We start from the raw sequence: 26686 nt of genomic DNA, 5'->3' as shown, positions 1-26686 counted from the left end.
TGAGGAATTTATTATGAAAATTGCACCATCTATTTTAAGCGCTGATTTTGCCAATTTAGAAAGAGATGTTCGATTAGTTGAAAGTGGCGGGGCAGACTATATTCATGTTGATGTTATGGACGGTCATTTTGTTCCTAATATTACTCTTGGAGCTAATATTGTTTCGGCAATTCGTCCAGTAACTAAATTGCCATTAGATTGTCACCTAATGATTGAAAATCCAGAGAATTACATTGAAGATTTTGCTAAAGCAGGAGCTGATATTATTACAGTTCATGTTGAAAGTACACCTCATATTCACCGTGCTATCCAAATGATTAAAGCTGCTGGTGTTAAAGCAGGGGTTGTGTTGAATCCAGGGACACCTGTCGAAGCTGTGAAGTATGTCTTGGCTGAGTGTGATCTAGTTTTAGTAATGACTGTAAATCCAGGTTTTGGTGGGCAAAGTTTTATTGAAGAAACACTAGAGAAAATTACTGAATTAAGTGCGTTAAAAGAAATTAAAAATTACCATTATGAAATTGAAGTGGATGGTGGAATCGTGCCAGAAACGGCCGCAAAATGTAAATTAGCAGGAGCTGATGTATTTGTAGCAGGTTCTTATGTCTATAATGCTGAAAATCCATTAGAACAAATTCAAAACTTGAAGGATGCGTTAAAATAAATGACTACACGGGTAGCTTTGTTAGTTGGTGGACCAGAAAACATGATTCCAGATTTTATGCAGCTGGAAAACCAAGAAACGAAATGGATTGGTGTGGATCGAGGCGCATTACGTTTAATCGAAAAAGGCATTGTTCCACGAATGGCTGTCGGTGATTTTGATTCCATCTCAACTGCTGATTTAGCTGTTCTAAAAGAGCGAATTGCAGATGTCCGTATTTCACCAGCAGAAAAAGATGAAACAGATACAGAAATGGCTGTTGCTTTAGCTTTAAATGAGTTAAAAGCGGATGAAGTTGTTATTTATGGTGGGACTGCTGGTCGACTGGATCATTTTTTAGCTAATTTATGGATGGTGCTTCAACCAAGGTTTATTAAACATGCAGCTAAAATAAAAATGGTCGATTGCCAGAACAGTCTATCATTTTATTTACCAGGCAGTTATGAGTTAATAAAAGAAGCTGATAAGCGCTATTTAGCTTTTGTTTGTTTAACGCCTGTCACAAAGCTTTCGTTAGTTGATCAAAAATATAGATTAGACGAAGCTGACTTCCTTTATCCAACCTCGTTAGCAAGTAATGAATTTATTGGTGAAACGGGGCATTTTTCTTTTACTAGTGGTGTGATCGCTGTCATTCAAAGTACTGATTAAACCAAAAAGAGTTCACTTTAAGTATGAAAATACTTAGAGTGAACTCTTTTTTAATAAAAAAAGAACCTAGTTTATAAAAGACCAGGTTCCTCATTTATTTAGATTAAACACGTTCAACTTTACCTGATTTAAGTGCGCGAGCAGAAACCCAAACTTTTTTAGGTTTGCCGTCAACTAAAATACGAACTTTTTGTAAGTTAGCTTTCCAAGTACGTTTGTTAGCGTTCATTGCGTGAGAGCGACGGTTTCCACTTTTACTCTTACGGCCAGTAATTACACATTCTTTTGCCATTATTCTTTCCTCCTTTGCCGATATCTCGAAGCAAAGCTTCAATACTCATACTTCAATAATTTATCATAATTAGCGTAACTTTGCAATAGTTTTCTTTCAAGTATTTTTACTTGACAGCTTTTTTTGCATTCTCTAGAAGTAGCTAGATTAAGATAGAGATTATAATAATAGAAGAAAACAGATAAATAAAGGATTGGAAATAATCTTTTTCTATTTACATAGTGTGAAGTAAAATGACAAAAAGATAAGAGTATCGAGTTGTTTCGGCGATTATCCTTTTAAAAACCAGATAGCTATGATAAAATATAGAATAGTAATTTATGGCCTATGAGTCAAAAGGAGGATTTTTAACATGGCAGTTAAAATCAAAACACAATTTGGAACAATCGATATTACAAATGACGTCATTGCAACCGTTGTTGGTGGCGCAGCAACAGATATTTACGGTATTGTAGGAATGGCAAGTAAAAACCAAATTCGTGATAATTTAAACGATATACTAAAAAAAGAAAACTATTCACGTGGGGCAGTTGTAAGACAAGAAGAAAATGGCGTAGCTGTTGATGTTTTTATTATTGTTAGCTATGGAACAAAAATTTCTGAAGTTTGCCGTAACGTGCAAGAAAAAGTAAAATACAATTTGGAAACAATGTTAGGCGTTTCTGCAAATACTGTTAATGTATATGTTCAAGGCGTTCGCGTCATGCAAGACTAATTAAAAACAATAGTCATTGTCACTCAGCTAAATAGAGTGACCAAGGAGGAAAATATCGGTGGAAGTAACAAAATTAGAAGGTAACCAATTTCAGGCAATGGTGGCAATTGGTGCCAAACGTTTAACTAAAAATGCTGAGTTTGTCAATTCATTAAATGTATTCCCAGTGCCAGACGGCGATACTGGAACAAATATGAACTTATCTATGACAAGTGGAGCAAAAGCAGTAAATTCTTCAACATCAGATAGCGTAGGAGAATTAGCTAATGCTCTATCTAAAGGTTTATTAATGGGAGCACGCGGAAATTCTGGTGTTATTTTGTCGCAATTATTTAGAGGATTTTCTAAATCAATAGTAGGCAAGGAAACATTAACAGCAAAAGAATTTGCTGCAGCTTTTACAAGTGGAGTTGAAACGGCTTATAAAGCGGTTATGAAACCTGTTGAAGGAACTATTTTAACCGTTGCTCGTGAATCTGCTAAAGCTGGTGAGAAGAAAGCTAAAGATACAGATGATTTAGTTGTAGTAATGGAAGCTGTTGTTCGAGGCGCTAAAAAGTCATTAGCTAAAACACCTGATTTGCTCCCTGTACTTAAGGAAGTTGGCGTTGTAGATAGTGGTGGGCAAGGACTTTTATTTGTCTATGAAGGCTTTTTAGAAGCGTTATCTGGAAATATTGTTGAAGAAGATTATCAACAGCCAAATGAAAAGCAAATGACAGAAATGGTCAATGCAGAACATCATCGCAGCGTTTCAAATCATATTGCAACTGAAGATATTAAATATGGCTATTGTACTGAAATTATGGTTCATATTGGCGATGGTGAAACAGTTGATAGTGAATTTGACTACGATACTTTCCGTAACCATTTAAATGATATTGGCGATTCTTTATTAGTTGTTGCTGATGATGAAATTATTAAAGTTCATGTTCATACAGAGCATCCAGGTGAAGTAATGAATTATGGCCAAAAATTTGGTTCATTAATGAAAATTAAAGTGGATAATATGCGTCTTCAACATGAAACTATTTTAGACCATGAAAAAGAAGCGAAGCCAGTTGAGAAAATCCCTTATGGTATTATTGCGATTGCTGCTGGTGAAGGTGTTCAAGAACTATTTAAGAGTTTAGGTGCTCACTATGTTATTAGTGGTGGACAAACAATGAACCCTAGCACAGAAGATATTTTAAAAGCAGTTGCTGAAGTTCATGCAGAAAAAGTAATTATTTTACCAAATAATAAAAATATCTTCATGGCTGCAGATCAAGCAGCAGAAGTTAGTGATACTCCAGTTGTTGTGGTGCCAAGTAAAACTATTTCTCAAGGGATGACAGCGATGTTAGCCTTTAATAGTAGCAATGATTTGGAAACAAACAAAGCAGAAATGACAGCTGAATTAGATAATGTTGTTAGTGGACAAGTTACAATTGCAGTTCGAGACACAGCAATTGATGGTGTGACGATTAAAAAAGATGACTATATGGGAATTATTGAAGGCAAAATTAAATTCTCAGAAACAAGTCGCAAACAGGTTGCAGTTGAAACTTTACAAGCGATGATTTCTGAGGATAGTGAAATTGTAACCATTATTCTTGGTGAAGATGGAGACATGAATGAAGCTAAAGAAGTTGCAGAAACGATTGAAGCTGAATTTGAAGATGTTGAAGTTGAAATTCATGAAGGCAATCAACCCGTTTACCCATATATCTTATCTGTTGAGTAAAGTCTAAGGCGTAAATGGTTTTTAGAAAGTAGGAAAATAAATGGCACAACGTTATCACAGTGTTTTTGATATTATTGGTCCAGTAATGGTTGGTCCTAGCAGTTCTCATACTGCTGGAGCAGCCAGAATTGGAAAAGTCGTTCAGAAAATATTTGGTGCCACACCAGCTAAAGTTGACATTTTTTTGTATGAATCTTTTGCAAAAACCTATCGAGGTCACGGCACTGATATAGCTTTAGTTGGTGGACTTTTAGGGATGGATCCAGCGGATGAACGGTTAGCGGATTCCATTGAGATTGCCAAAGAATTAGGCATTGAAATCAATTTCATTCCCACAAACGAGAAAGCTGAACATCCAAACTCTGTCAAATTGGTCGTATCAACTCCAGAAAAATCTTTGTCTGTTGTTGGTATTTCAATTGGAGGAGGAAAAATTCAAATTTCGGAAGTTAATGGGTTCAAAATTCAATTGGAAGAAAACCAACCAACCTTTTTAATTGTGCATCAAGATGTTCCTGGAATGATTGCTCAAGTTTCAAATATTTTAGCTGAAAAGGCAATTAATATTGGAACTATGACAGTTTCTAGAGAATCAAAAGGGCAACAAGCAATCATGATGATTGAGGTAGACCAATATGAAGTTGGAGAAACCTTAGCTGAATTAAAACAAGTTGAGCATATTAAGCAGGCTAGTTTCTTTAAATAAGCAGATAGAAAGCGGAGCAAAGTCTAATTTTGTTTCGCTTTTTAGCTATACTCATAAAGAATGAGAGTTTGAAAAGAAAGTCTTGAATTTAGACAACTAGACTAGGATAATTTTGGAAAAGAAGATATAATTTCTCTAAAGAAATCAAAAAGTAAATAGACAACGGATACGTTCGTTTTATCATAAAGGAGAAATGAAAGATGTTTCAATCAGTCAGTGAATTAGTTACAGAAGCGAATCAAGTTGGAAGTATTGCTGAGGTGATGATTCAATTAGAATGTCAAACAACAAGAATGCCACGCCACGAAGTCATCAAAAAAATGGAACAACAACTAAGTGTCATGGAAAATGCTGCTAAAAAAGGCACTGCTGGGGTTACCTCGGCTACTGGTTTAACAGGTGGAGATGCGACTAAATTAGAAGCTTACTTAGCCAAGGGGAATTTTTTAAGTGGAGAAACGATTTTAATTGCCGTTCAAAATGCGATTGCTACGAATGAAGTGAATGCGGCAATGGGGTTAATTTGTGCGACACCAACTGCTGGTAGTGCTGGAGTTGTACCTGGAGTCTTGTTTGCGGCTAAAGATCGTTTAGATTTAGATCGTGATGCAATGGTGCGTTTTTTATTTGTAGCGGGTGCATTTGGTTTAGTAATTGCGAATAATGCTTCTATTAGTGGGGCAGAAGGTGGCTGCCAGGCTGAAATTGGTAGTGCCAGTGCGATTGCCAGTGCAGCTCTTGTGGATGCTGCAGGAGGAACTCCAGAAATGTGTAGCGCAGCGATTGCGATGGTATTAAAAAATATGATGGGGCTTATTTGTGACCCTGTTGCCGGTTTAGTTGAAGTTCCCTGTGTAAAACGAAATGCATTAGGTGCTTCTCAAGCTATGATTTCGGCGGATATGGCTTTAGCTGGAATCACCAGTGTCATTCCAACTGATGAAGTCATTGAGGCAATGTATAAAGTTGGCAGACAAATGCCTAGCATCTTTAAAGAAACGGCAGAAGGAGGGTTGGCAGATACGCCAACAGGACGTGAAATTAAAATGCGTATCTTTGGTCAATCTGTATAGATAAATGGGAAAATCAATTTATGATCCAATTGAGCTTTTACCGCAAGTCGGACCAAAACGATTAGAAGCGTTACATCAATTAGGCATTTATACAATTTTAGATATCTTGTCTCACTATCCGTTTCGTTATGAAGATATTCAAGTCAAGGATTTGACGGAGATTGAAGACCAAGAAAAAGTTACATTAAAAGGTGATGTGGTTTCCGAGGCTGTATTGACACGTTTTGGACCGAAAAAAAATCGTCTAGTATTCCGTTTAGTGATTGACCACGCTGTTATTGCGGTTTCTTTTTTTAATCAGCCCTATTTGAAAAGTAAAATAGTTGCTGGAGAGGAGCTTGCCGTTTTTGGAAAATGGGATGGCAAGCGGAAAAGCTTAACTGGAATTAAAATACTAGGTATTGCAACAGAGCAGGAAGCCAGTAACTTTGAGTCCATCTATAATGGAAATAAAGGGATAAAACAAAAAACAATTTTTCAATTAGTTGAACAGGCTTATGAACGTTATCAAGATGTTATCCCAGAAATTATTCCAAACTATTTGCGAGAGAAATATCGTTTAATTAGTCATCGAGAAGCTATTTATGCGATGCATTTCCCAACAGCGGAAGAGCAAACAATTCAAGCGAGACGAGAAGTTGTTTTTGAGGAATTCTTAGTTTTCCAAATGAAAATGCAAGTCTTACGAAAGCAAGAAAAAGCTAGTGGTCGAGGGACAGCGATTTTATATGAGGTTGCTGATTTAAGACGTTTTATTCAAAGTCTGCCCTTTGAATTAACCAAGGCTCAAAAGCGTGTAGTCAATGAAATTTGTAGTGATTTGCGACAGTCTTTACATATGCATCGCTTGTTACAAGGTGATGTGGGGAGTGGAAAGACGATTGTCGCAGCTATTGCTTTATTTGCAACAGTCAATGCTGGATTCCAAGGGGCTTTAATGGTGCCAACCGGTATTTTAGCAGAGCAGCACATGGAAAGTTTAGATCAACTATTTGATCCTCTAGAGGTGAAAGTCGCGCTTTTAACTGGGGCGACAAAAACTAAGGAACGGCGAGAAATTTTAGAGCAACTAGCTTCAGGTGAGCTTGATGTTATTATTGGAACCCATGCTTTGATTCAAGAAGATGTCCATTTTGCTAAATTAGGTTTAGTGATTACAGACGAGCAACATCGCTTTGGAGTCAATCAACGGAAAATACTTCGTGAAAAAGGGACGCATCCAGATGTCTTATTTATGACTGCGACACCGATTCCTCGGACATTGGCGATTACAGCTTATGGTGAGATGGATGTTTCCATTATTGATGAGTTACCCGCTGGCAGGATTCCAATTGAAACAACATGGACGAGACCGAAAAACTTTGAGCATACCTTATCCTTCATTGAAACCCAACTTCATAAAGGTTCTCAAGCCTATGTGATTTGTCCATTAATTGAAGAATCAGAAAGTCTTGATGTAAAAAATGCTACGGATATTTACGAAAAATTGTGCCTTTATTATGGCCCGAAAAATTTTACTGTCGGGTTGCTTCACGGTAAGATGAAGGCTGCAGAAAAAGATGCGATTATGGAATCGTTTAAAAATAATGAGATACAAGTTCTTGTTTCGACAACCGTCATTGAAGTAGGGGTAAATGTACCAAATGCAACAACGATGGTCATTTATGATGCGGATCGCTTTGGACTCTCACAACTTCATCAATTACGTGGACGTGTTGGACGAGGATCGAAAGAATCTTATTGTATCTTAGTTGCTAATCCTAAAAATGACACTGGGATTGAGCGGATGAAAATTATGACAGAAACAACAGATGGTTTTGTTTTAAGTGAAAAAGATTTAGAATTACGTGGACCAGGTGATTTATTTGGGAACAAACAATCTGGTTTACCAGATTTTAAAGTCGGCGATATAGTGGGAGATTTTGGAGCATTAGAAGCTGCTAGAAAAGAGGCGGCTGCTTTAATTAATCAAACTGACTTCTTTGATAATCCTAATTATGCTGCTTTGCGACGTGAAGTTGGTTTAGAAAATATGAGCGCATTAGATTTTGATTAACAGAGAGTAGCGAAACCTTGATTTGCATTTTTTAGGTTTCACATCATTTGAAAATATGCGATAATAGAAGAGTAAGTGAGAGATTAGGAGGCAAAAAAAGTGAGAATTGCAGTAGACGCAATGGGTGGCGATAACGCTCCCCAAGCAATCGTTGAAGGTGTCATGATGGCAGCCAAAGAATTTCACGATGTAGAATTTATTTTATTTGGTAAAGAAGACGCGATTCGTACGTATCTAACAGATGAAACGAATATTAAAATTGTTCATACAGATGAAAAAATTAATAGTGATGATGATCCAGTCAGAGCAGTTAGACGTAAAAAAAATGCTTCTATGATTTTAGCCGCTCAGGCAGTTAAAAATAAAGAAGCGGATGCTCTCTTTTCAGCAGGAAATACTGGGGCTTTATTAACAGCAGGTTTATTAATTATTGGACGTATTAAAGGAATCGACCGTCCAGGATTGATGCCGACGTTACCCGTTGTTACAGGAGCAAATCAAGTGTTTAACTTAATGGACGTTGGAGCAAATGCCGATACAAAACCAGAAAATATTCTTCAGTATGCGATTTTAGCTAGTTACTATGCGAAATTTGTTCGTGGTGTAGAAAACCCATCTGTCGGTTTATTGAATAATGGAACTGAAGAGAACAAAGGGAACGATGTAACTAAACGTGCTTATGCACTATTAGCAGCAGAAAAAGAAATTAATTTTATTGGCAATGTTGAAGCTCGTGAACTATTAAATGGTGTGGCTGATGTCGTTGTAACAGATGGTTTTACTGGAAATGCAGTCTTGAAAACAATTGAAGGAACGGCTATGTCTATGATGAAACTATTGAAAAATGCTGTTTATGATAGTGGGATTAAGGGGAAATTAGGCGGAGCTTTATTGAAAGGCAGTCTTTCTGAAATGAAAGATAAATTAGACTATTCAAGATATGGTGGAGCTGTATTATTTGGCGTGAAAGCACCTGTTGTTAAAACCCACGGGTCAACTGAAAAAGAATCTGTCTATTTTACAATCCGTCAAATCCATGAAATGCTAAATTCTCATGTTATTGATGATTTAGTCACTTATTTTGAATCAAAGGCAGAAGCAGAAGCTATTTTAGTTGAATCTAAAAAAGAAACAGAGTAAAAGCTGGCTTTTTTTAACTAAAAAGAAAAAAAGGTGGACAAATGCTCTGCTTATCAGTAAAATAATTGTGATACTGACTATCAATTTTAATAACTGTATTTTAAAATGAACTCGCGGAGGTGTAGAAGTTGTCTCAAAATGAAACTTTTGATAAAGTAGCTAAAATTATTGTTGAACGTTTTGGTGTGGATGAAGATAAAGTTACAACTGAATTAACTTTTAAAGATGATTTAGGAGCTGATTCTTTAGACATCGTTGAACTTGTAATGGAGTTAGAAGATGTTTTTGGTACTGAAATCTCTGATGAAGATGCAGAACAAATTACAACAGTTGGCGATGCAGTCAAATATATTGATGCTCATCTTAATTAATTAATAAAAAAGAAACGATCAGATAGCAGAGTCTTAGTTGATTCTAGCTATCTGTTTTTTGTTCTAAATAGGATAGAGGAAAGAATAGGAACGTGATATAATAGACAAGATTAAGGTTTTAATAAATACATAATAACTACACTTAGGATTTGTTTTAGTAGTAGTGTTTGTTAAGTATGGAGTCTTTTTTAGTGAAAAATTTTATTTTTTAGCTAAAAGCGAGTATAATAGGAGAAGTCTGAATGACTGATCGAAAGGAGCGACATAATGAACGAACTATTTTTAAAAGAATTAAAAGATAAATTTGGAATTACATTTCGAAATTTATCTTATTTAGAAGAAGCATTTACCCATTCATCATATGTGAATGAGCACAGGGATTGTCACATTCAAGATAATGAGCGAATTGAATTTTTAGGAGATGCAGTATTAGAATTGACGGTTTCTCGTTATTTATTCGATCATTACCCAGATCTACCAGAAGGCAAATTAACTAGATTACGTGCAACAATTGTTTGTGAAGCTAGTTTAAGCCAATTTGCTAAGGAATATGGTTTTGATACGTATATTCGCTTAGGTCGTGGAGAAGAACGAATGAATGGACGGAATCGTCCAGCATTGTTATGTGATTTATTTGAATCTTTTATTGGTGCATTATATTTGGATCAAGGAATAGAGGCAGTTTTAGATTTTCTACGCCAAACCATCTTTCCTAAAATTGCAACCGGTGCTTTCTCACATGTGATGGATCACAAAACAAATTTACAAGAATGGCTCCAACAAAATGGCGAAATAGTCATTGAATATAATTTACTTGATGAAGTTGGCCCTGCCCATGAGAAAGAATTTATTGTTGAGGTTAGTGCTGAGGGGAAAGTCTTAGGTAAAGGTCAAGGTAAGACTAAGAAAGCAGCAGAGCAAGCAGCGGCTGAAAATGCATTATTTATTATTAAAACAAAGTAAGAGTAGAAAGGAGCCACGTCCACAGTGTATTTAAAGAAAATTGAAATTGCTGGATTTAAATCTTTTGCAGATAAGACAACAATTGAATTTGTTAATGGAGTCACTGCTGTTGTGGGACCTAATGGTAGTGGAAAAAGTAATATTACTGAAGCTATTCGTTGGGTTTTAGGCGAGCAGTCTGCAAAAAGTTTGCGTGGTGGTCGAATGAACGATGTGATTTTTGCAGGATCAGAATCTAGAAAACAATTAAATCTTGCTGAAGTTACATTAGTTTTAGAAAATGAAGATCATTTTTTACCATTAGATTTTAGCGAAATTAGTATCACAAGACGATTGCACCGTAACGGGGATAGTGAGTTTTATCTGAATAAGCAGTCTTGTCGTTTAAAAGATATTGTCGATTTGTTTATGGATTCAGGTTTAGGTAAAGAATCTTTTTCAATTATTTCACAAGGGAAAGTTGAAGCTATTTTTAACAGCAAACCAGAGGATCGTCGTTCTATTTTTGAAGAAGCAGCAGGCGTCTTAAAATATAAAACCCGTAAAAAGAAAGCGGAGCAGAAGTTATTTGAAACAGAGGATAATTTAAATCGTGTTCAAGATATCGTGTATGAATTGGAAGATCAAATTGAACCATTAAGGGAACAAAGTAGTATTGCCAAAGATTACGTGATGCAAAAAGAACAGTTAAGTGAAGTGGAAATTGCTTTAACCGTTGTTGAAGTTGAGATGTTAAAAGAAAAATGGTTAGCAAATAAAAATCAAGCAGAAACTTTAGCGACAGAAATTAGCGAAGCACGCCAAGAGCTACAAACGGCTGAAACTACTGTAGCAGACTTGCGGGAAAAACGTCAAAAAATGGATGCTCAACTGGATGAAAGTCAGGCTCGCTTAGTTGAATTAGTTAAAACATACGAACAAACGGAAGCCCAGAAAAAAGTCTTATCTGAGCGGAGTAAAAATACCAAAGAAAATCGTGAACAGTTTGAACAATCTAAAGCTAAGTTAGAAGTTAAAATCCAAGAACTGGACCAGCAATTAGCTGATTTAACAAAAGATTTAACGGAAAAACAAGCTCATGAAAGAGAACTGCGTGGAACTTTAGCAGCAGCTGAAAAAGAGCAAAAAATGTTTAATCAAAATAGTTCTGTTACAGTTGAAAGTTTACGCGATGACTATGTTGATTTGATGCAAAAACAGACAACTTTACGAAATGAACAAGGATATTTAGAAAAAACATTTTTACAAGCATCACAAAAAAATATGAAGTCAGATGCGACTGTTCGGGCGTTGGAAAGCGATAGTGCATTGGCTAAAGCCAAAGTTCAAGAAAAACAACTAGAGTTAAGTACCGTTCAAAAAAACCTAGCAACAAAACTGTTAGGTCATCAAGAGATTCAAGCTGATTTGCAAAAAAATCGTTATGATTTAGAAACCAATGAACAAAAAATGTACGAAGCCTTACGTTTGATGCAGCAAGCTAAAGCTAAAAGAGATAGTTTAGCAGATTTAAATGAAGATTACGCTGGGTTTTATCAAGGGGTAAAAGAAATTTTAAAACGCAAACGTGAAATAGGTGGCGTTGTTGGTGCAGTAGCTGAATTAATTGATGTACCAAAAGAAACAGAAGTTGCTATTGATATTGCCTTAGGAGCAGCAAGTCAAAATGTGGTTGTAGAAGATGAGGAAAGTGGCCGTAAAGGAATTACTTATTTAAAACAGAAACGTTTAGGACGAGCAACTTTTTTACCTTTAACAACAATTAAACCACGTTATTTACCAAGTAATGTTGTCCAAACAGTCAAAGGGAATGAAGGTTATCTAGGGATTGCGAGTCAATTGGTGCGTTATCCAGAAAAAGTAGCGACAGTGATTGAAAATCTATTAGGGACGACAATAGTCGCTCGTGATTTAACTTCAGCCAATCAAATTGCTCGAAGTATTCAATTTAAATATCGAGTGGTCACTCTTGAAGGCGATATTATGAATGCAGGTGGCTCAATGACTGGTGGTGCCAGTAAAAAAGGCAACCAAGGGAGTATTTTTGCTAGAAAGAATGAATTAAGTAATTTAAATCAACAAATTAGTTCGATGGAAGCAACTCTAGAAGCGAAGAAAATTGATGTTCGTGCTTTGAAACAACAAGTAAAAAAACAAGAACTCGAATTAGAAGAATTACGTGTTCTTGGTGAAAAAGAACGGCTGAAAGAGCAACAATTAAAGAATGATGTTGAACTTTACGAGGAAAAAGAAAAACGTTTGACTCGTGAATTGAAAGCTTATACTTTTGAGTTTCAAGAAGCAAAGGAAGAGACAGAGCATTACCATCAACGAACGGCTGAGATTACGGCTGAAATGTCTGAAATTTCAACTGAAATGGAAAATATTAATCGCCAAATCGACTTGATTTCTTCTGAAAATGATAAACGAACTCAATTACAAGCCTCGGCGAATCAGCGTGTTCATGAAGTCACGGCTCAACTGGCTGTTGCCAAAGAACAAGTGACAAGTTTAGTGAAGGAACAAAAACGTTTAGAGGATTCTTTACAAGTTGAAAAAGAAAGTCTTGCGAGTTTGGTTGAGCAATTAGAACTAATGATTAATAGTGATGGAAGCCACCAATTGACTAAAGGTGATTTAGAAGAGAAACAGGCTGAAATCGAAGTCGAAAAGACTGCCTTTGAAGAAACTATTTTAGCGATGAAAGAAGAGCGCTACACATTGGAAGAACGTATTGATGAATTTGATCGAACGGTTGCAGCTAAAAATAATCAACAGCATATCTTGTTGGAACAGCGGTCTAAAGCGGAAGTTGCGATGAATCGTCACGATGTTGAAATTGAAAATCGACTGGGACATTTAAGTGAGGAATACGGTTTAAGCTTTGATTTTGCCAAAGTGAATCATGTGTTAGAGCTTTCTTTAGAAGATGCGCGTCAAAAAGTAAAATTACTAAAACGTGGTATTGAAGAGTTAGGTTCTGTTAACTTAGGGGCGATCGATGAGTTTGAACGTGTGAATGAGCGTTACAGTTTCTTAACAGAACAACGAGATGATTTATTGACAGCGAAGGCTAGTCTGTTTGAAACGATGGATGAAATGGATGAAGAAGTTAAAAAACGCTTTTCAGAGGTTTTCTTTGCTATTCGGGATAAATTTTCAATTGTCTTTCCACAAATGTTTGGTGGAGGGTACGCTGAGTTACGTTTAACAGATCCTGAGGATTTATTGAATACAGGAATTGATATTATCGCTCAACCACCAGGGAAAAAATTGCAAAATTTAAGTTTATTATCTGGTGGAGAGCGTGCGTTTACAGCGATTGCTTTATTATTCTCCATCATTCAAGTCCGACCGGTACCTTTCTGTATTTTAGATGAGGTTGAAGCTGCTTTAGATGAAGCCAACGTTGCTCGTTTTGGGCGTTATTTAAGCCGATTTGAAGGGGATACACAGTTTATTGTGATTACTCATAGAAAAGGGACCATGGAAGAAGCAGACGTTCTCTATGGCGTTACTATGCAAGAATCAGGCATTTCGAAAATTGTATCTGTACGTTTAGAAGAAGTGGAAGAAAAAGGATTAGTTAAAGGATAAGAATGAAATAAAAGGTTGTCTATCATTGTGATGCAGCCTTTTATTTGGCGTTGAGTGGATTGATTACACTAGGTAAAGCCTTTTCTTCAAATAGGTATTCACAATTTAAGAATTAAACCGTATCCTTAAGAAGGAAATACGAGAAGAATAGTTGAGCTTATAGTTACCAGATCCGACCCAACTAGACTAGGAGGAACGAGACAAAATGATTAAATTAATTGCGATTGATTTAGATGGAACATTACTTAATGAGAATAAAGAAATTACACCAGAAACAAAAGAGGCCTTAACAAAAGCAAAAGCGAAGGGTGTCAAAGTGGTACTTTGTACTGGACGTCCATTATTAGGCATGGCTCATTTTTTAGAAGAGTTAAACTTAAAAGAAGAAGGCGATTATGGCATTACTTATAATGGTGGCCTTGTTCAAAAGACTCAGACGGGCGAAGTTCTTTCACAAAAAACATTAACTAAGGCTCAAATAGAAGAATTGTATCAATTAACCAATGAATTACAAGTGCCACTTAACTTTATTGATTTAGTTCAAGTTTATGCACCGCCGTATCCTGAAAATCGTGAATCTTTATACGGAGGCATTATGAAAGCTTTGCCAATGGTCCCAACGACAATGGCCGACTTACCTGAGGATGCTGAATTTAATAAAGCTGTAATTGCAGTGGATGTTGCTATTTTAGATGAGGCAATTGCAAAAATACCGGTTGAATTTACAGAGAAATATACAATGATGAAATCACGTCCAGTGTTATTAGAAGTACTAAACAAAGAAGTGGATAAAGGTCGAGGTTTGGCAGTTTTATGTGATTTATTAGACATCAAACCAGAAGAAGTCATGGCTCTTGGCGATGAAGAGAATGATTTAGCGATGATTCAATTTGCCGGATTAGGCGTAGCAATGGGTAATGCAACTGAAGAAGTCAAAAATGGTGCTCAATTTGTGACGAAAAGTAATCATGAAAATGGTGTTGCCTACGCAGTTGAAAAATTTGTTTTGAATGAGGAAACTTTTAACAGTCATTCAAATGCATAATTATGTGGTATAATAGAATATATTGTCTGAGAAAGAAGGTAGACTATGGGATTTTTTGATAAGATAAAAAAAGCATTTACAGGTGAGGAAGTTGAAAAAACAGAAGTCACTGAAAAATATGAAAAAGGGTTAGAAAAAACGCGTAAATCATTTTCTGAACGCATGAATGAGCTTTTTGCTAATTTTAGAACAGTAGATGAGGATTTCTTTGATGAATTAGAAGAAGTTTTAATTGGATCAGATGTTGGATTTGAAACAACAATGGAGATTACCGACGCTTTACGACAAGAAGTAAAATTGCGTAATGCTAAGAATCAAAATGAAGTCCAAGAAGCGATTATTGAAAAATTAGTTGAACTATATGAACGTGGCGATACAGAAATTCCTGAAATTAAATTAAATCCAACTGGGTTAACGGTTATTTTGTTTGTTGGAGTGAATGGTGTTGGGAAAACTACAACGATTGGTAAAATGGCTCATCAATATCAAGTTGCTGGTAAAAAAGTGTTACTAGCAGCAGGAGATACTTTTAGAGCGGGTGCGATTGATCAGCTAAAAGTTTGGGGTGAGCGCGTCAATGTCGAGGTTGTTAGTGGGCCGGCAGGTGGAGATCCAGCAGCAGTTGTATTTGATGCAGTTAAGCAAGCCAAAAATCAACAAGCCGATATTTTAATGGTTGATACAGCTGGGCGTTTACAAAATAAAGTTAATTTAATGAATGAATTAGAAAAAATGAAACGTGTCATTGATCGTGAATTGCCAGATACTCCGCTTGAAGTATTATTAGTACTAGATGCAACGACTGGGCAAAATGCTATGTTGCAAGCGAAGCAATTTAAAGAAACAACAGATGTAACCGGGCTAGTGTTAACCAAACTTGACGGAACAGCCAAAGGTGGAATTGTGTTGGCCATCCGGAACGAGTTAAATATCCCTGTTAAATATGTAGGATTAGGCGAAGGAATGGATGATTTACAAGTCTTTGATCCTAACGAATACGTCTTTGGATTATTTAGTCAATTGATTAACAAAGAAAATTAATGAATTGGAGTCTATCTTTTAATAAGATAGGCTTCTTTAATTCATATTTTTTTGCTTTTATAGGAATTATCTATTGACTATAGGGTGAAAAATAGGTACGCTAAACAAGTGTGTAAACAGAAATCACTTGACAGATGTCAAAGATGAAAGAAGGGGTTTAAATGGAATTAGAAAAAACAAATCAAATGAATGCTTTGTTTGAATTTTATGAATCCTTACTGACCGAAAAGCAACAAAATTATATGCAACTGTATTACGCAGATGATTTTTCACTAGGCGAGATTGCGGAAGAGTTTGGTGTCAGTCGACAAGCTGTTTATGACAACATTAAACGGACTGAGCATATCCTTAAAGAATATGAGCGTAAACTGCATAATGTTGCAAACTTTGTCGAAAGTGAAGCAGTTATTGAAGAATTGACGAACTATGTCAAGAAAAACTATCCATTGGATCAAACCTTAATTAAGTTGATTGAAGCCTTACAAACAGAAAAAGATAATGAATAAGGAACGGTGAAAATAAATGGCATTTGAAGGATTATCAGAACGTCTCCAAGCAGCAATGAATAAGATGCGCCGTAAAGGTAAAATCTCTGAAGCTGATGTTAAAGAAATGATGCGCGAGGTTCGCCTTGCATTACTAGAAGCCGATGTAAACTTTAAAGTTGTTAAAGAATTTGTTAAAACAGTAAGTGATCGAGCAATCGGTTCAGAAGTTTTAGAAAGTTTATCGCCAGCACAACAAATTGTCAAAATTGTCGATGAAGAATTGACAGCCTTAATGGGTGGGGAACAATCCACCATTCAATCTGCACCGAAATCACCAACTGTTATTATGATGGTAGGTTTACAAGGGGCAGGTAAAACGACAACTGCAGGTAAGTTAGCGAACTTCTTACGTAAGAAGCAAAACCGCCGTCCCTTGCTTGTAGCAGCCGATATTTACCGTCCAGCAGCGATTCAACAATTGGAAACCTTAGGGGAGCAATTAGATATTCCTGTTTTTTCAATGGGAGATCAAGTTAGTCCAGTTGAAATTGCAAAAATGGGAATTGAAAAAGCGAAAGAAGAGCATTTAGATTTTGTGATCATCGATACGGCAGGTCGTTTGCATATTGATGAAACCCTAATGACCGAGTTAACAGATATTAAAGCTGTGACCAACCCAACAGAAATCTTCTTAGTTGTCGATGCAATGACTGGACAAGATGCAGTTAACGTTGCTGAATCCTTTAATGAACAACTAGATATTACTGGGGTCATTTTAACGAAATTAGATGGAGATACCCGTGGTGGAGCTGCACTTTCAATTCGTTCTGTAACTGGTAAACCAATCAAATTTACAGGTCAAGGTGAAAAATTAGAAGACTTAGAACCTTTCTATCCAGATCGTATGGCTAGCCGTATTTTAGGTATGGGAGACATGCTAACGCTGATTGAAAAAGCACAACAAGATTTTGATGAGAAAAAAGCTGAAGAAATGACCCAAAAAATGCAAGATAATAGCTTTGATTTCAATGATTTTATTGAGCAAATGGATCAGCTAAATAACATGGGACCAATTGAAGATATTTTAAAAATGATTCCAGGCATGAACAATGTACCTGGTCTTGACAAAATGCAAATTGACCCTAAAGATACGGCTCGTATGAAGGCGATTGTGTTATCAATGACACCTCAAGAACGTGAAAATCCAGATTTATTGTCACAAAGTCGCCGTCGTCGAATTGCTCGTGGTTCAGGTCGTCCAATTGCTGAAGTCAACCGCATGATCAAGCAATTTAATGAGTCTAAAAAAATGATGAGTCAGATGTCAAAAGGAAACTTTAACGGCATGGACGGTATGTTTGGTAGTGGCGTAGGTGGAAAATTAGGTAAAATGGCGATGAATTCTATGGTTCGCAAAAATAAAAAGAAATTAAGAAAGAAAAATAAAAAGAAAAAATAGACAATAAGCGTATTTTTTTTAAAATGAACGAAAAAATTCATGAAAAAATAGAGCCATAAATCCATTTAAATCAATGTTTTTGGTTCTGTAAATAAAAAAAAATGCCCTGTAAAGAAAAAACACTTTACAGGGGGGCAATTTACTGGTAATATATGTAATTGTGAGATAAGTAATTGGAGGTGTAAATAAACATGGCAGTAAAAATCCGTTTAAAACGTATGGGCTCTAAAAAGAATCCATTTTACCGTATGGTAGTTGCAGATTCACGTTCTCCTCGTGATGGACGTTATATCGAAGTAGTTGGAACTTACAATCCAGTTGTACAACCAGCTGCAGTAAAAGTGGAAGAAGAAAAAGTACTTGGCTGGTTAGCTAATGGTGCACAACCTTCTGATACAGTTCGTAATATCCTTTCAAAAGAAGGCATTATGAAAAAATTCCATGATTCAAAAAACGTTAAATAAAAAGGATGTTTTCTATGGCTGACGTTAAAGAATTAATTCTTACCATTGTTCGTCCTCTTGTTACTCATCCTGATGAATTGGGAATTGTAATTGAGGAAACTAACGAGTATCTTGACTATCAATTGTCGGTTCATCCTGATGATATTGGACGGGTAATTGGGAAACAAGGTCGCGTAGCAAAAGCAATTCGTACGATTGTGTACAGCGTGAGGGTCAAAGGACCAAAGCGTGTACGTTTATCAATTGTCGATGGTTAATCCCATTTAATAACGAAGAAAACCATTTCTAACTTAGAGATGGTTTTTTTATTTACCTTAGAATTGCTTTATTTAAGATGAATTTCAGTATTTAGGCAGAGTTTATCTTGATTTTATGGTACAATAATGACGACAAAATAATAATAAATGAGGGATATTGTGGCTGAATTATTTAATGTAGGTAAAATTGTAAATACACAAGGATTAAAAGGAGAAGTGCGTGTCATTTCTCGAACTGATTTTCCAGATGAACGTTATAAAAAAGGGAATACGTTACTTTTAGAACAAGAGGGAAAACCTTTAATAGAATTAGTTGTAGCGAGTCATCGTAAGCACAAAAATTTTGATATTCTAAGTTTCAAAGATCATCCGTCAATCAATGATGTTGAAAAATACCGTGATGGAATGTTGCAAATTACTTCAGATCAAATGCATGATTTGCCTGAGAATGAATTTTACTTGCATGAAATCATTGGTTTAAAGGTGATTGATGAAGAAGGCGAAGAGATTGGTAAAATCAAAGAAGTCTTATCACCAGGAGCAAATGATGTCTGGGTGATTCAGCGTGTTCAACAAAAAGATTTATTGATTCCGTACATTGAAGAAGTAGTGAAAAAAGTCGATATCGCTGAAGGGGTAGTCACAATTCATATTATGGAAGGATTGTTAGACTAATGAGAATTGATGTGCTAACCTTATTTCCGCGCATGTTTGATGGGCCAATGAAGGAATCGATTATTGGGAAAGCCATTGAAAAAAAATTGCTAGAGTTTAATGCAATAAATTTCCGAGAATTTTCGACTCATCGTCATCAAAATGTGGATGATTATCCTTATGGTGGTGGTGCAGGAATGTTATTGATGGCTCAACCGATTTTTGGAGCTGTTGAAGCGATTGAAGCTGAGGTGCCTGAGACTAAAAAACGCGTTATTCTTTTAGATCCAGCAGGTGTTCCTTTTACTCAATCCGTTGCAGAAGAGTTAGCAGAAGAAGAGCATTTAATTTTTATTTGTGGGCATTATGAAGGATACGATGAACGTATTCGTGAATTAGTCACAGATGAAATTTCGCTAGGCGATTATGTCCTAACAGGTGGAGAATTAGGTGCGATGGTGATTGTAGATGCAACTGTACGGCTATTACCAGACGTTTTAGGCAATCAGTCCTCTGCTATGACAGATTCACATTCAACAGGGTTACTGGAGCACCCACAGTACACTAGACCAGCTGAATTTAGAGGCATGGAAGTTCCGCATGTCTTAACCAATGGAAACCACAAATTAATTCGTGAGTGGCAAGAAAAAGAATCTTTACGTCGCACGTATCAACGACGTCCAGATATGTTAGAAGAAGTTGAATTATCTAAGGAACAGAAGAATTGGTTGAAAGAAATTCAAGCCGAGGAAGATGATTCTGAAGAATAATGTCAGATATCAAGGAAAAGACCTTTACAGTCATTTTGAGATATGTTAAACTATTTTAGGTGAGTAGAGAAAATCTACTCGATTAACGATATTCCGCTATGCCCGAATGGAGGTATATGAATGTTTGTTGGAAGGAGAAAAAAACATGAGTCAATTAATGGAATCAATCACAAATGAACAATTACGTTCTGATATCCCGGCTTTCCGCCCAGGAGATACAGTTCGTGTTCACGCACGCGTAGTCGAAGGTACTAGAGAGCGTATCCAACTTTTCGAAGGTGTTGTAATCAAACGCCGTGGAGCTGGAATCAGCGAAACTTATACTGTTCGTAAATTATCAGGCGGTGTTGGTGTTGAACGTACGTTCCCAATCCACACTCCACGTGTTGCACAAATTGAAGTTGTTCGCTTTGGTAAAGTTCGTCGTGCTAAATTGTACTACTTACGTGCTCTACATGGTAAAGCAGCTCGTATTAAAGAAGCTCGTCGTTAAGATAAGCTTAGGAACCCTTGATTATTCAAGGGTTTTTTGTTTGTTTAGAGAAAAATAGAGTTTTGGAATTTTACATAATTTACCAAAAGGGGCAGAAAAGGGGCAAGCTTTTAAAGTAGCTCGATATCTCTATTAAGTTTCTCTTTGACTCCTTTGGTTACATGAAGGTAAATTGATTCAGTGATTTTACTATTCTCATGACCAACTCTATCTTGGATAGCGTATAAAGGGGAGCCTATCTCAGCAAGTTTGGAAATATGAGTATGCCTAAAAATATGTGAACTGAGTGGTTTATCAATTTCTAATTGTTTACTTAATTTCCTAAGATAAGTGTTAATTGCATTTAGTTGAAAAGGAGTTCCTTTTGAAGTTGTGAACAGGTAATCTGTATTTAAGTATTTGTTGAGTTCAGTAAAAGAGTCTATTATATTTACAGCTTTTTTTGATAATGAAACTTCTCTCATCCCAGCTTGTGTCTTTGTTTCTTTTGACTTTTTTTGATTGTGGACTGTACGCCCTCTACAACGTTCATTACGATTATTTAAAAAGATGTTATAATGCAGTAGTTTAGATGAGAGGATGATAAAAATGAGAAGATGTAGATTTGTTCGTAATAAATCAACTATAATATTTAGTGTTTTAGTACTAGGTTTCTCATTTTACATGAAACTTTCTCCAGCAAAATTTAATAATTTTACAGATATTATGTCAGCTACACTTTCATTTTCATCATTAGCAACAGCACTGTTTTTCTCTTATTTTTCTTTAATACCAGCTTTTTCAAATTCAAAATTTATAATTGCATTGCAAGAGTTAGGAACAGATAAAAAAATTATGGATAGACTGCTGTTGTCAACTATAATTTTTTTTATAAGTTCAATACTATCATTTGGACAATTGTTTTTTTCTGAATGTACGAATAATATGTTTTCAATTATAACAACTGCGGTATGGTTAAGTTTTACATTATCAGGATTTTTCAATACATTTTTAATTTTAGCAATTGTATTGAAAGCTTTTGAGCACTATGCAAATACCGAAGAAAACGACTGACATAAAAAGCTTCTCACTCCTAATCGGTTTGAGAAGTTTTTTTATGGTGTCATTTTTATCCTAAAAAGGCAAAGTGTTAACATTGTACCTATCTGGTTTATTCCTTTATGTATATTTCCTATTGCTCGCCCTTAATTTTGAATACCCCATCGAATACCCCGAGTTGCGGTTCATAGCGGTTGTAATTAGATTCTTGAGGGGCTGGTAGGGAATCTCCCTGTGTGGGTTCAAATCCCATTGACCGCATTGGTTTTGAGGTTACTTCAAATTTGGGTTGAATATCCAAATTTGAATTTTCATTGGTGCACCATTTGATTGATTATGATTACTTTAAATCCATCGCTTAACATAGACTACTTGCATTTTATTCTTTGATTATTTATAGAATCAAAATATGTAAGCAATTTGTAATTAAGTGAGAAGCTTTTTATTAAGAGTGATTGGTAAAATATATTTATCACTTACTTAGTGAATGTTAATTATCAAAAGACATATGTCTACCATGGACGCATGGAAAAAATAAAAAGGGGAAGAGAAAAATGGCAAATGAAAACATGAAAATATCTCAAAATGGAAGAAATTTGATTAAAGAATTCGAAGGTATGAGACTAACTGCGTATCAAGATTCTGTTGGTGTATGGACAATTGGTTATGGACATACAAAAGGAGTCTATCCTGGAATGCAAATTTCTGAGCAACAAGCAAATGCGTTTCTTGATGAAGACATCAAGACGCATGCTGTAGGAATTTTCAATTTTGTTACGGTTCAATTGAATCAAAATCAATTTGATGCATTGGTTAGCTTTCATTTTAATTTAGGTCCATATATTTTACAAGGCTCAACACTGTTAACTTATCTTAATAATAAAAATTGGCAATTAGCTGCGAATGAGATGATGGCTTATGTGCATGCTGGGGGTCAAGTTTTACCTGGACTCGTTCGTAGACGAAAAGCTGAATCAGAATTATTTTTAACTCCAAGTATTCCTCCGGTTCCAGTGATTAAAATTATTAATTTATGGGATTATACAGGGAAAGCTTGGTTGCCAAAAATCCAAAGAAGCTATGCAAATGTAGTTTCTGCAGATAGAGCATTTAAAGTAAAAACAGGTTCTACTTGGAAAGTACGTCTGACTTACATTAACTATGCTCAAGCTGTAGTTATCTGTGATCAATTACGAAAAGTATATCCAAAATATCCTGTGACTGGTTATAGAATCAATGTGAATGATCCCATTAAAGATTCTACTCCATTTGCTGTAGAAGTAGAGAATATTCTGGAAGCTGATATTGAAAATGTTCTTCGACATGTTCAACAAACTTACGCAGGCATTATCACAGCTGACCGAATTTTCTTAACACCTCAAAATTCACAACAGGTTATGTTGGAAATGCATAATTTCAAAGAAAGCCAACGATCTACTATTATCAGTCAATTAAAAGAGCGTTACGGAATTAATGATAGCCAGTTTAAATAAAATAGCCCACTTTAATTAGTGGGTGGACATAAAATAGGCATATAGTTATATAGTGGAAACTTAAAAAAGCTTCTCATTCCTAATCGGTTTGAGAAGCTTCTTTTTTTATATTTTAACGAATATATAAATGAAACATGTAATAAATTTGGAGGGATTCGATAAGTTTTTTGTCAAACCTAGTTGTTAAAATGGTGTTAACACTTACTTAGTGAGTGTTAATTATCAAAAGGCATATGTCTACCATGGACGCATGGAATGAGTTTTAAAATGAATGGAGGTGTGGATATGGTAAACGAAAATATGAAAATATCTCAAAATGGAAGAAATTTGATTAAAGAATTCGAAGGTATGAGACTAACTGCGTATCAAGATTCTGTTGGTGTATGGACTATCGGATATGGACATACTAAAGGTGTATATCCAGGAATGCAAATTACTGAACAACAAGCTAACGCGTTTCTTGATGAAGACATTAAGACGCATGCTGTAGGTATCTTTAATTTTGTTACTGTTCAACTGAATCAAAACCAATTTGATGCATTAGTAAGCTTCCATTTTAATTTAGGTCCTTATATTCTACAAGGATCAAATTTATTGGTATTTATTAATAATAGAAATTGGCAATCAACTGCGAACGAAATGATGGCTTACGTTAATGCTGGAGGTGAAGTTTTACCTGGGCTTGTTCGGAGACGTAAGGCTGAATCAGAATTGTTTTTAAGTGGTAATTTACCTCCAGTAGACGGAGGAACAACACAACAAAAAGGAGAGATTGAGATGAAATGTTTATATCGAATTGATGGTAAAGGGGCAGTATTTTATTTTGATGGCACATCAGTACGTGCTTTGTCTTTTCCAGATGAAATGACGGTAATAAAATTGATTTATAAAGCGAATAATGGAACAGATATTCCATTTTTTGAATGGACAAATGCTGCACGATGGGATAAACGTCTAAAAGATGTTTTGAGTATTCCGAAAGAATTCTAAAAAAAAGCTTCTCATTCCTAATCGGTTTGAGAAGCTTTTTAAATTATTTTTTATCAAATTTTTCTTTAACGTCATCTACGATGTCTTCAGTTTTTTCTTTCACGTCAGAAGCAACTTCTTTTACTTTTCCGACAGCTTGATCAAATAAACCTTCGGCTTTTTTCCCTTTATCCCCAGTTACGTCTCCAGTAACTTCTTTAGCTTTACCTTTGATTTTATCAGTAGTACCTTTGTCTGTCATAATTGCTACCTCCAGTAAAATAAAATTTTAGATAAGATGACTTAGAGACCACTTCTACAGTATCTTATAAATAAATATTACCATATTATACAAAATTTTAAAAATGTAAAGTAATAAAATAAAGAATAATTTTCAATAACTATTAAATGGTTACATTTATGCAAATAAAAATAGCTCACTATAATTTAGTGGGCATACATAAAAAAGCTCCTTTCTACTATTATATAATAAGCAGAAGGGAGCTTTTTATTTTTAAAAACTATATAATTTTTTATGAGGCAATTGTCTGCCTTGATAATTAAACAGTTTTCCAAAGTTACTCGGCTTAGAATCAACAATATAACTATTAACGACTAGTTGCATCTTATCGTTAATTCTAGCATCAATTGTTAGTTGTGCTTCGCTCTCAACTTCATATAAGAAGTCATAGGCTTTATTGCTAGCAACAAGACAGTTGAACTTACGTCCATCTGACTCTATTGTGAAGCGACAGAAGGGCGTGCCGCTGTTTGTGTTGATGACTTTAACCTCGGATGTTACAGTACCGCTAATAATTATAAAGTTCATTTGAATTTCTCCTCAAAGTATTCTTCTTCCTCAGTTATAGTTGCGCAGAATAGCCATAAATCAAGACCTATGACGTCCTCAATTGTATAATGATTTAATCCCCACAACCTTGACTGTAGCTCGATTAAATCTATTTTATCGTTCTGATAAGCTTCTATATCGTTCACTACGTGCCCACATCTCATTCATATAAGCAAAGTAGTATAAGTGTTGATAAACGTTAGCGACTATCTGACCTTTTGAGTTTAATTTTCCTTGAAAGCAGCACGTATGGCCTTCATACATTCTATTTAGAAAATGCTCAATTTGTTTTCCATAAAACAGTACAGTGAATTGTTGCTGATCCGATTGTATTGTAAACTTAGCAACTTTATCTTTATTACTATGAAGAGTTTCAATTTCTCCATGAATTTCACCAGAAATAAAAATTCGATTCACTTTCTTTCGCTCCACTTAATCTGATCGTACAATTGAATATTGCGAATTGAATCTAACTCTATTCTATTACCTGATACATAAAGATTGTTGCTTTCATAGCCTTCTATCCATCCTAAAATATCTTCGGAGCAATTGCCGTTAGTGTTAATTTCTTCTATTTGAATAAGTACCATTGAATTAGTTTTTACAGCATCGTCTAGTGTGGAATAAATGTCATCCTCACTCATTTGTTCCTTTTTTTCTACTATAGTAGAACGTTTCTTTTTTTCTTCATACATGAATGCTGTATGTTCGCTTAAAAACATTTCCATCCATTTAATAGTGCCGCGGTCTATATACCGCTCATTGAATCTGTTTAACATATAAATTCCTCCATCCGCCAAGATATGGTTGCATTACACGAACTTATGTTCGTGTTGTAAAGCGAACAGTTTGTGACATTTTAAAAAGGGGCAAAACATGAATAATAAGTGACATACGATAGATTTATGACTCTTTGTAAATAACGTTAAAAACCCTTATTTATCAAAGGCTGAACGATGTTCGAAGATTAAGGATACACTATAATTTGTCTACGTGCTCTACATGGTAAAGCAGCTCGTATTAAAGAAGCTCGTCGTTAAGATTAGCTTAGGAACCCTTGATTATTCAAGGGTTTTTTTTGTTTAGAGAAAAATAGAGTTTTGAAATTTTACATAATTTACCAAAAGGGGCAGAAAAGCCTTCAAAAATTTCATATCTGTTAGTTAAAGTGAACGCTAAGTTAATAAAAAATTTGTAAAATAGACGAATTATCCTCTATAATAGAAGAGTGAAGGTGATACAATCATTCCCTTATTCATTCTACAAGCTTTTTATACAAAGGAGGAACAACCAATGAATATTAAAAAAATTAGTGAATTAAGTGGTGTTTCAGCAGATACAATCAGGTATTATGAGCGAATCGGGTTAATCCCTCCAGTTAAAAGAGCTGCAAATGGCATTCGCGAATTTGATGAAGAAGATTTGCGTTGGATTACATTTAGTCGACAAATGAGAAATGCTGGACTTTCGATTGAATCATTAGTTGAGTATCTAACCTTGTTCCAAATAGGAAATGAAACAGTCCCAGCGAGAAAAAAAATTATTGCTAATCAAATTTCAGAATTAAAAGAAAAAGCTGAAGCTCTTAATGGTGCAATTGATCGCTTGGAATTTAAATTAGAAAATTATGATGAGCATATGCTAGTCACAGAAAATTCATTACGCAGTTTTAATGAAAATAAATAAAAATAAAAACTTCTAAATAGTTGGT

At 35.3% G+C, this 26686-nt stretch carries 30 protein-coding genes; 24 read left to right on the top strand and 6 right to left on the bottom strand.

All coding sequences use genetic code 11. The features are described from left to right. Positions 1-13 precede the first annotated feature (13 nt). Both rpe and BR77_RS03865 read left to right on the top strand, forming a co-directional pair. Positions 14-664, top strand: coding sequence for a ribulose-phosphate 3-epimerase (gene rpe, locus BR77_RS03870; protein WP_015076203.1), 651 nt, complete (start codon positions 14-16; stop codon positions 662-664). Continuing rightward, complete coding sequence (locus BR77_RS03865; RefSeq protein ID WP_015076204.1) at positions 665-1315, top strand: thiamine diphosphokinase; 651 nt, start codon at positions 665-667, stop codon at positions 1313-1315. A gap of 103 nt (positions 1316-1418) precedes the next feature. On the opposite strand, the gene rpmB is transcribed toward BR77_RS03865, so the two are convergent. Beyond that, positions 1419-1607 carry a 50S ribosomal protein L28 gene (gene rpmB, locus BR77_RS03860; protein ID WP_010049592.1) on the bottom strand — a complete coding sequence of 63 codons (189 nt, stop codon included), beginning with the start codon at positions 1605-1607 and terminating at the stop codon, positions 1419-1421. A gap of 352 nt (positions 1608-1959) precedes the next feature. Here rpmB and BR77_RS03855 point away from each other — a divergent pair, with 352 nt between their 5' ends. From BR77_RS03855 to rplS, 18 genes are all read left to right on the top strand, one after another. Further along, entirely contained in the window at positions 1960-2322 is a 363-nt protein-coding gene (locus BR77_RS03855) for an Asp23/Gls24 family envelope stress response protein (RefSeq protein WP_010049593.1), read from the top strand. A 58-nt stretch (positions 2323-2380) separates the two neighbouring features. Further along, a complete protein-coding gene (locus tag BR77_RS03850) occupies positions 2381-4048 on the top strand; it encodes a DAK2 domain-containing protein (RefSeq protein WP_015076205.1) in 1668 nt (555 codons plus the stop codon). A gap of 40 nt (positions 4049-4088) precedes the next feature. After that, positions 4089-4754 (top strand): L-serine ammonia-lyase, iron-sulfur-dependent subunit beta, encoded by a 666-nt coding sequence (gene sdaAB, locus BR77_RS03845; protein WP_010049597.1) that lies wholly within the window; start codon positions 4089-4091, stop codon positions 4752-4754. 200 nt (positions 4755-4954) lie between these two features. Then, positions 4955-5827, top strand: coding sequence for an L-serine ammonia-lyase, iron-sulfur-dependent, subunit alpha (gene sdaAA / locus BR77_RS03840; protein WP_010049598.1), 873 nt, complete (start codon positions 4955-4957; stop codon positions 5825-5827). A 4-nt stretch (positions 5828-5831) separates the two neighbouring features. Continuing rightward, on the top strand, positions 5832-7883 hold the full coding sequence (recG, locus tag BR77_RS03835; RefSeq protein WP_010049599.1) for an ATP-dependent DNA helicase RecG: 2052 nt from the start codon (positions 5832-5834) through the stop codon (positions 7881-7883). Between the two features lie 99 nt (positions 7884-7982). Continuing rightward, the gene (plsX, locus tag BR77_RS03830) at positions 7983-9023 is read left to right on the top strand and encodes a phosphate acyltransferase PlsX (RefSeq protein WP_015076206.1); all 1041 of its coding nucleotides are present in this window, start codon (positions 7983-7985) and stop codon (positions 9021-9023) included. Between the two features lie 128 nt (positions 9024-9151). Then, positions 9152-9394, top strand: coding sequence for an acyl carrier protein (gene acpP / locus BR77_RS03825; protein ID WP_010049602.1), 243 nt, complete (start codon positions 9152-9154; stop codon positions 9392-9394). A 267-nt stretch (positions 9395-9661) separates the two neighbouring features. Further along, on the top strand, positions 9662-10357 hold the full coding sequence (rnc, locus tag BR77_RS03820) for a ribonuclease III (protein ID WP_010049604.1): 696 nt from the start codon (positions 9662-9664) through the stop codon (positions 10355-10357). A 24-nt stretch (positions 10358-10381) separates the two neighbouring features. Further along, positions 10382-13954, top strand: coding sequence for a chromosome segregation protein SMC (smc, locus tag BR77_RS03815; protein WP_035063979.1), 3573 nt, complete (start codon positions 10382-10384; stop codon positions 13952-13954). Between the two features lie 205 nt (positions 13955-14159). Further along, entirely contained in the window at positions 14160-14999 is an 840-nt protein-coding gene (gene yidA, locus BR77_RS03810; protein ID WP_015076209.1) for a sugar-phosphatase, read from the top strand. A gap of 45 nt (positions 15000-15044) precedes the next feature. After that, positions 15045-16040, top strand: a complete 996-nt coding sequence (gene ftsY, locus BR77_RS03805; protein WP_010049612.1) for a signal recognition particle-docking protein FtsY — start codon at positions 15045-15047, stop codon at positions 16038-16040. A gap of 161 nt (positions 16041-16201) precedes the next feature. Continuing rightward, entirely contained in the window at positions 16202-16546 is a 345-nt protein-coding gene (locus BR77_RS03800) for a putative DNA-binding protein (protein WP_015076210.1), read from the top strand. Positions 16547-16562: 16 nt separating this feature from the next. Next, entirely contained in the window at positions 16563-17987 is a 1425-nt protein-coding gene (ffh, locus tag BR77_RS03795; RefSeq protein ID WP_010049615.1) for a signal recognition particle protein, read from the top strand. Between the two features lie 191 nt (positions 17988-18178). Beyond that, entirely contained in the window at positions 18179-18451 is a 273-nt protein-coding gene (rpsP, locus tag BR77_RS03790; RefSeq protein WP_010049618.1) for a 30S ribosomal protein S16, read from the top strand. 14 nt (positions 18452-18465) lie between these two features. After that, positions 18466-18708 carry a KH domain-containing protein gene (locus tag BR77_RS03785; RefSeq protein WP_010049626.1) on the top strand — a complete coding sequence of 81 codons (243 nt, stop codon included), beginning with the start codon at positions 18466-18468 and terminating at the stop codon, positions 18706-18708. 159 nt (positions 18709-18867) lie between these two features. Beyond that, complete coding sequence (rimM, locus tag BR77_RS03780) at positions 18868-19383, top strand: ribosome maturation factor RimM (protein WP_010049628.1); 516 nt, start codon at positions 18868-18870, stop codon at positions 19381-19383. Next, positions 19383-20132 (top strand): tRNA (guanosine(37)-N1)-methyltransferase TrmD, encoded by a 750-nt coding sequence (gene trmD / locus BR77_RS03775; RefSeq protein ID WP_015076212.1) that lies wholly within the window; start codon positions 19383-19385, stop codon positions 20130-20132. The genes rimM and trmD overlap by 1 nt, the downstream gene beginning before the upstream one ends. A gap of 145 nt (positions 20133-20277) precedes the next feature. Beyond that, positions 20278-20625, top strand: a complete 348-nt coding sequence (gene rplS / locus BR77_RS03770; protein ID WP_010049632.1) for a 50S ribosomal protein L19 — start codon at positions 20278-20280, stop codon at positions 20623-20625. A 110-nt stretch (positions 20626-20735) separates the two neighbouring features. On the opposite strand, the gene BR77_RS03765 is transcribed toward rplS, so the two are convergent. After that, a complete protein-coding gene (locus BR77_RS03765) occupies positions 20736-21176 on the bottom strand; it encodes a tyrosine-type recombinase/integrase (protein WP_257613354.1) in 441 nt (146 codons plus the stop codon). A gap of 37 nt (positions 21177-21213) precedes the next feature. On the opposite strand from BR77_RS03765, the gene BR77_RS03760 reads away from it, so the two are divergent. The 3 genes from BR77_RS03760 to BR77_RS03750 all read left to right on the top strand — a co-directional run bounded on the left by BR77_RS03760 (position 21214) and on the right by BR77_RS03750 (position 24146). After that, positions 21214-21678, top strand: a complete 465-nt coding sequence (locus BR77_RS03760; RefSeq protein ID WP_016356419.1) for a hypothetical protein — start codon at positions 21214-21216, stop codon at positions 21676-21678. Positions 21679-22217: 539 nt separating this feature from the next. Continuing rightward, the gene (locus tag BR77_RS03755; RefSeq protein WP_015076214.1) at positions 22218-23156 is read left to right on the top strand and encodes a lysozyme; all 939 of its coding nucleotides are present in this window, start codon (positions 22218-22220) and stop codon (positions 23154-23156) included. 285 nt (positions 23157-23441) lie between these two features. After that, on the top strand, positions 23442-24146 hold the full coding sequence (locus BR77_RS03750) for a lysozyme (protein WP_015076215.1): 705 nt from the start codon (positions 23442-23444) through the stop codon (positions 24144-24146). Positions 24147-24189: 43 nt separating this feature from the next. On the opposite strand, the gene BR77_RS03745 is transcribed toward BR77_RS03750, so the two are convergent. From BR77_RS03745 to BR77_RS03730, 4 genes are all read right to left on the bottom strand, one after another. Then, on the bottom strand, positions 24190-24387 hold the full coding sequence (locus BR77_RS03745) for a CsbD family protein (protein WP_010049639.1): 198 nt from the start codon (positions 24385-24387) through the stop codon (positions 24190-24192). Between the two features lie 252 nt (positions 24388-24639). Further along, a complete protein-coding gene (locus BR77_RS03740; RefSeq protein WP_010049640.1) occupies positions 24640-24954 on the bottom strand; it encodes a single stranded DNA-binding domain-containing protein in 315 nt (104 codons plus the stop codon). A gap of 135 nt (positions 24955-25089) precedes the next feature. After that, positions 25090-25392: a hypothetical protein gene (locus BR77_RS03735; protein WP_035063973.1), complete on the bottom strand. Its 303-nt coding sequence runs from the start codon at positions 25390-25392 to the stop codon at positions 25090-25092. Beyond that, positions 25389-25754: a hypothetical protein gene (locus BR77_RS03730; RefSeq protein WP_010049645.1), complete on the bottom strand. Its 366-nt coding sequence runs from the start codon at positions 25752-25754 to the stop codon at positions 25389-25391. Before BR77_RS03730 ends, BR77_RS03735 begins: the two co-directional genes overlap by 4 nt. Before the next feature lie 514 nt (positions 25755-26268). Between BR77_RS03730 and BR77_RS03725 the strand changes: the two genes are divergently transcribed. Beyond that, positions 26269-26661, top strand: coding sequence for a MerR family transcriptional regulator (locus BR77_RS03725; RefSeq protein WP_010049648.1), 393 nt, complete (start codon positions 26269-26271; stop codon positions 26659-26661). Positions 26662-26686 lie beyond the last annotated feature (25 nt).

The organism is Carnobacterium maltaromaticum DSM 20342, assembly GCF_000744945.1.
GTDB classification, from domain to species: Bacteria; Bacillota; Bacilli; order Lactobacillales; family Carnobacteriaceae; genus Carnobacterium; species Carnobacterium maltaromaticum.
This window is presented reverse-complemented; position numbering and strand designations above follow the sequence as displayed.

What these genes read in the sequence shown, in the direction of transcription:
- rnc (WP_010049604.1), top strand. Translation starts at nt 9,662, where the DNA reads ATGAACGAACTATTTTTAAAAGAATTAAAAGATAAATTTGGAATTACA.
- BR77_RS03750 (WP_015076215.1), top strand. Translation starts at nt 23,442, where the DNA reads ATGGTAAACGAAAATATGAAAATATCTCAAAATGGAAGAAATTTGATT.
- sdaAB (WP_010049597.1), top strand. Translation starts at nt 4,089, where the DNA reads ATGGCACAACGTTATCACAGTGTTTTTGATATTATTGGTCCAGTAATG.
- BR77_RS03785 (WP_010049626.1), top strand. Translation starts at nt 18,466, where the DNA reads ATGGCTGACGTTAAAGAATTAATTCTTACCATTGTTCGTCCTCTTGTT.
- rplS (WP_010049632.1), top strand. Translation starts at nt 20,278, where the DNA reads ATGAGTCAATTAATGGAATCAATCACAAATGAACAATTACGTTCTGAT.
- yidA (WP_015076209.1), top strand. Translation starts at nt 14,160, where the DNA reads ATGATTAAATTAATTGCGATTGATTTAGATGGAACATTACTTAATGAG.
- ffh (WP_010049615.1), top strand. Translation starts at nt 16,563, where the DNA reads ATGGCATTTGAAGGATTATCAGAACGTCTCCAAGCAGCAATGAATAAG.
- BR77_RS03865 (WP_015076204.1), top strand. Translation starts at nt 665, where the DNA reads ATGACTACACGGGTAGCTTTGTTAGTTGGTGGACCAGAAAACATGATT.
- recG (WP_010049599.1), top strand. Translation starts at nt 5,832, where the DNA reads ATGGGAAAATCAATTTATGATCCAATTGAGCTTTTACCGCAAGTCGGA.
- BR77_RS03800 (WP_015076210.1), top strand. Translation starts at nt 16,202, where the DNA reads ATGGAATTAGAAAAAACAAATCAAATGAATGCTTTGTTTGAATTTTAT.
- rpmB (WP_010049592.1), bottom strand. Translation starts at nt 1,607, where the DNA reads ATGGCAAAAGAATGTGTAATTACTGGCCGTAAGAGTAAAAGTGGAAAC.
- BR77_RS03755 (WP_015076214.1), top strand. Translation starts at nt 22,218, where the DNA reads ATGGCAAATGAAAACATGAAAATATCTCAAAATGGAAGAAATTTGATT.
- ftsY (WP_010049612.1), top strand. Translation starts at nt 15,045, where the DNA reads ATGGGATTTTTTGATAAGATAAAAAAAGCATTTACAGGTGAGGAAGTT.
- BR77_RS03725 (WP_010049648.1), top strand. Translation starts at nt 26,269, where the DNA reads ATGAATATTAAAAAAATTAGTGAATTAAGTGGTGTTTCAGCAGATACA.
- BR77_RS03740 (WP_010049640.1), bottom strand. Translation starts at nt 24,954, where the DNA reads ATGAACTTTATAATTATTAGCGGTACTGTAACATCCGAGGTTAAAGTC.
- BR77_RS03745 (WP_010049639.1), bottom strand. Translation starts at nt 24,387, where the DNA reads ATGACAGACAAAGGTACTACTGATAAAATCAAAGGTAAAGCTAAAGAA.
- BR77_RS03855 (WP_010049593.1), top strand. Translation starts at nt 1,960, where the DNA reads ATGGCAGTTAAAATCAAAACACAATTTGGAACAATCGATATTACAAAT.
- BR77_RS03730 (WP_010049645.1), bottom strand. Translation starts at nt 25,754, where the DNA reads ATGTTAAACAGATTCAATGAGCGGTATATAGACCGCGGCACTATTAAA.
- trmD (WP_015076212.1), top strand. Translation starts at nt 19,383, where the DNA reads ATGAGAATTGATGTGCTAACCTTATTTCCGCGCATGTTTGATGGGCCA.
- BR77_RS03760 (WP_016356419.1), top strand. Translation starts at nt 21,214, where the DNA reads ATGAGAAGATGTAGATTTGTTCGTAATAAATCAACTATAATATTTAGT.
- rpe (WP_015076203.1), top strand. Translation starts at nt 14, where the DNA reads ATGAAAATTGCACCATCTATTTTAAGCGCTGATTTTGCCAATTTAGAA.
- sdaAA (WP_010049598.1), top strand. Translation starts at nt 4,955, where the DNA reads ATGTTTCAATCAGTCAGTGAATTAGTTACAGAAGCGAATCAAGTTGGA.
- rpsP (WP_010049618.1), top strand. Translation starts at nt 18,179, where the DNA reads ATGGCAGTAAAAATCCGTTTAAAACGTATGGGCTCTAAAAAGAATCCA.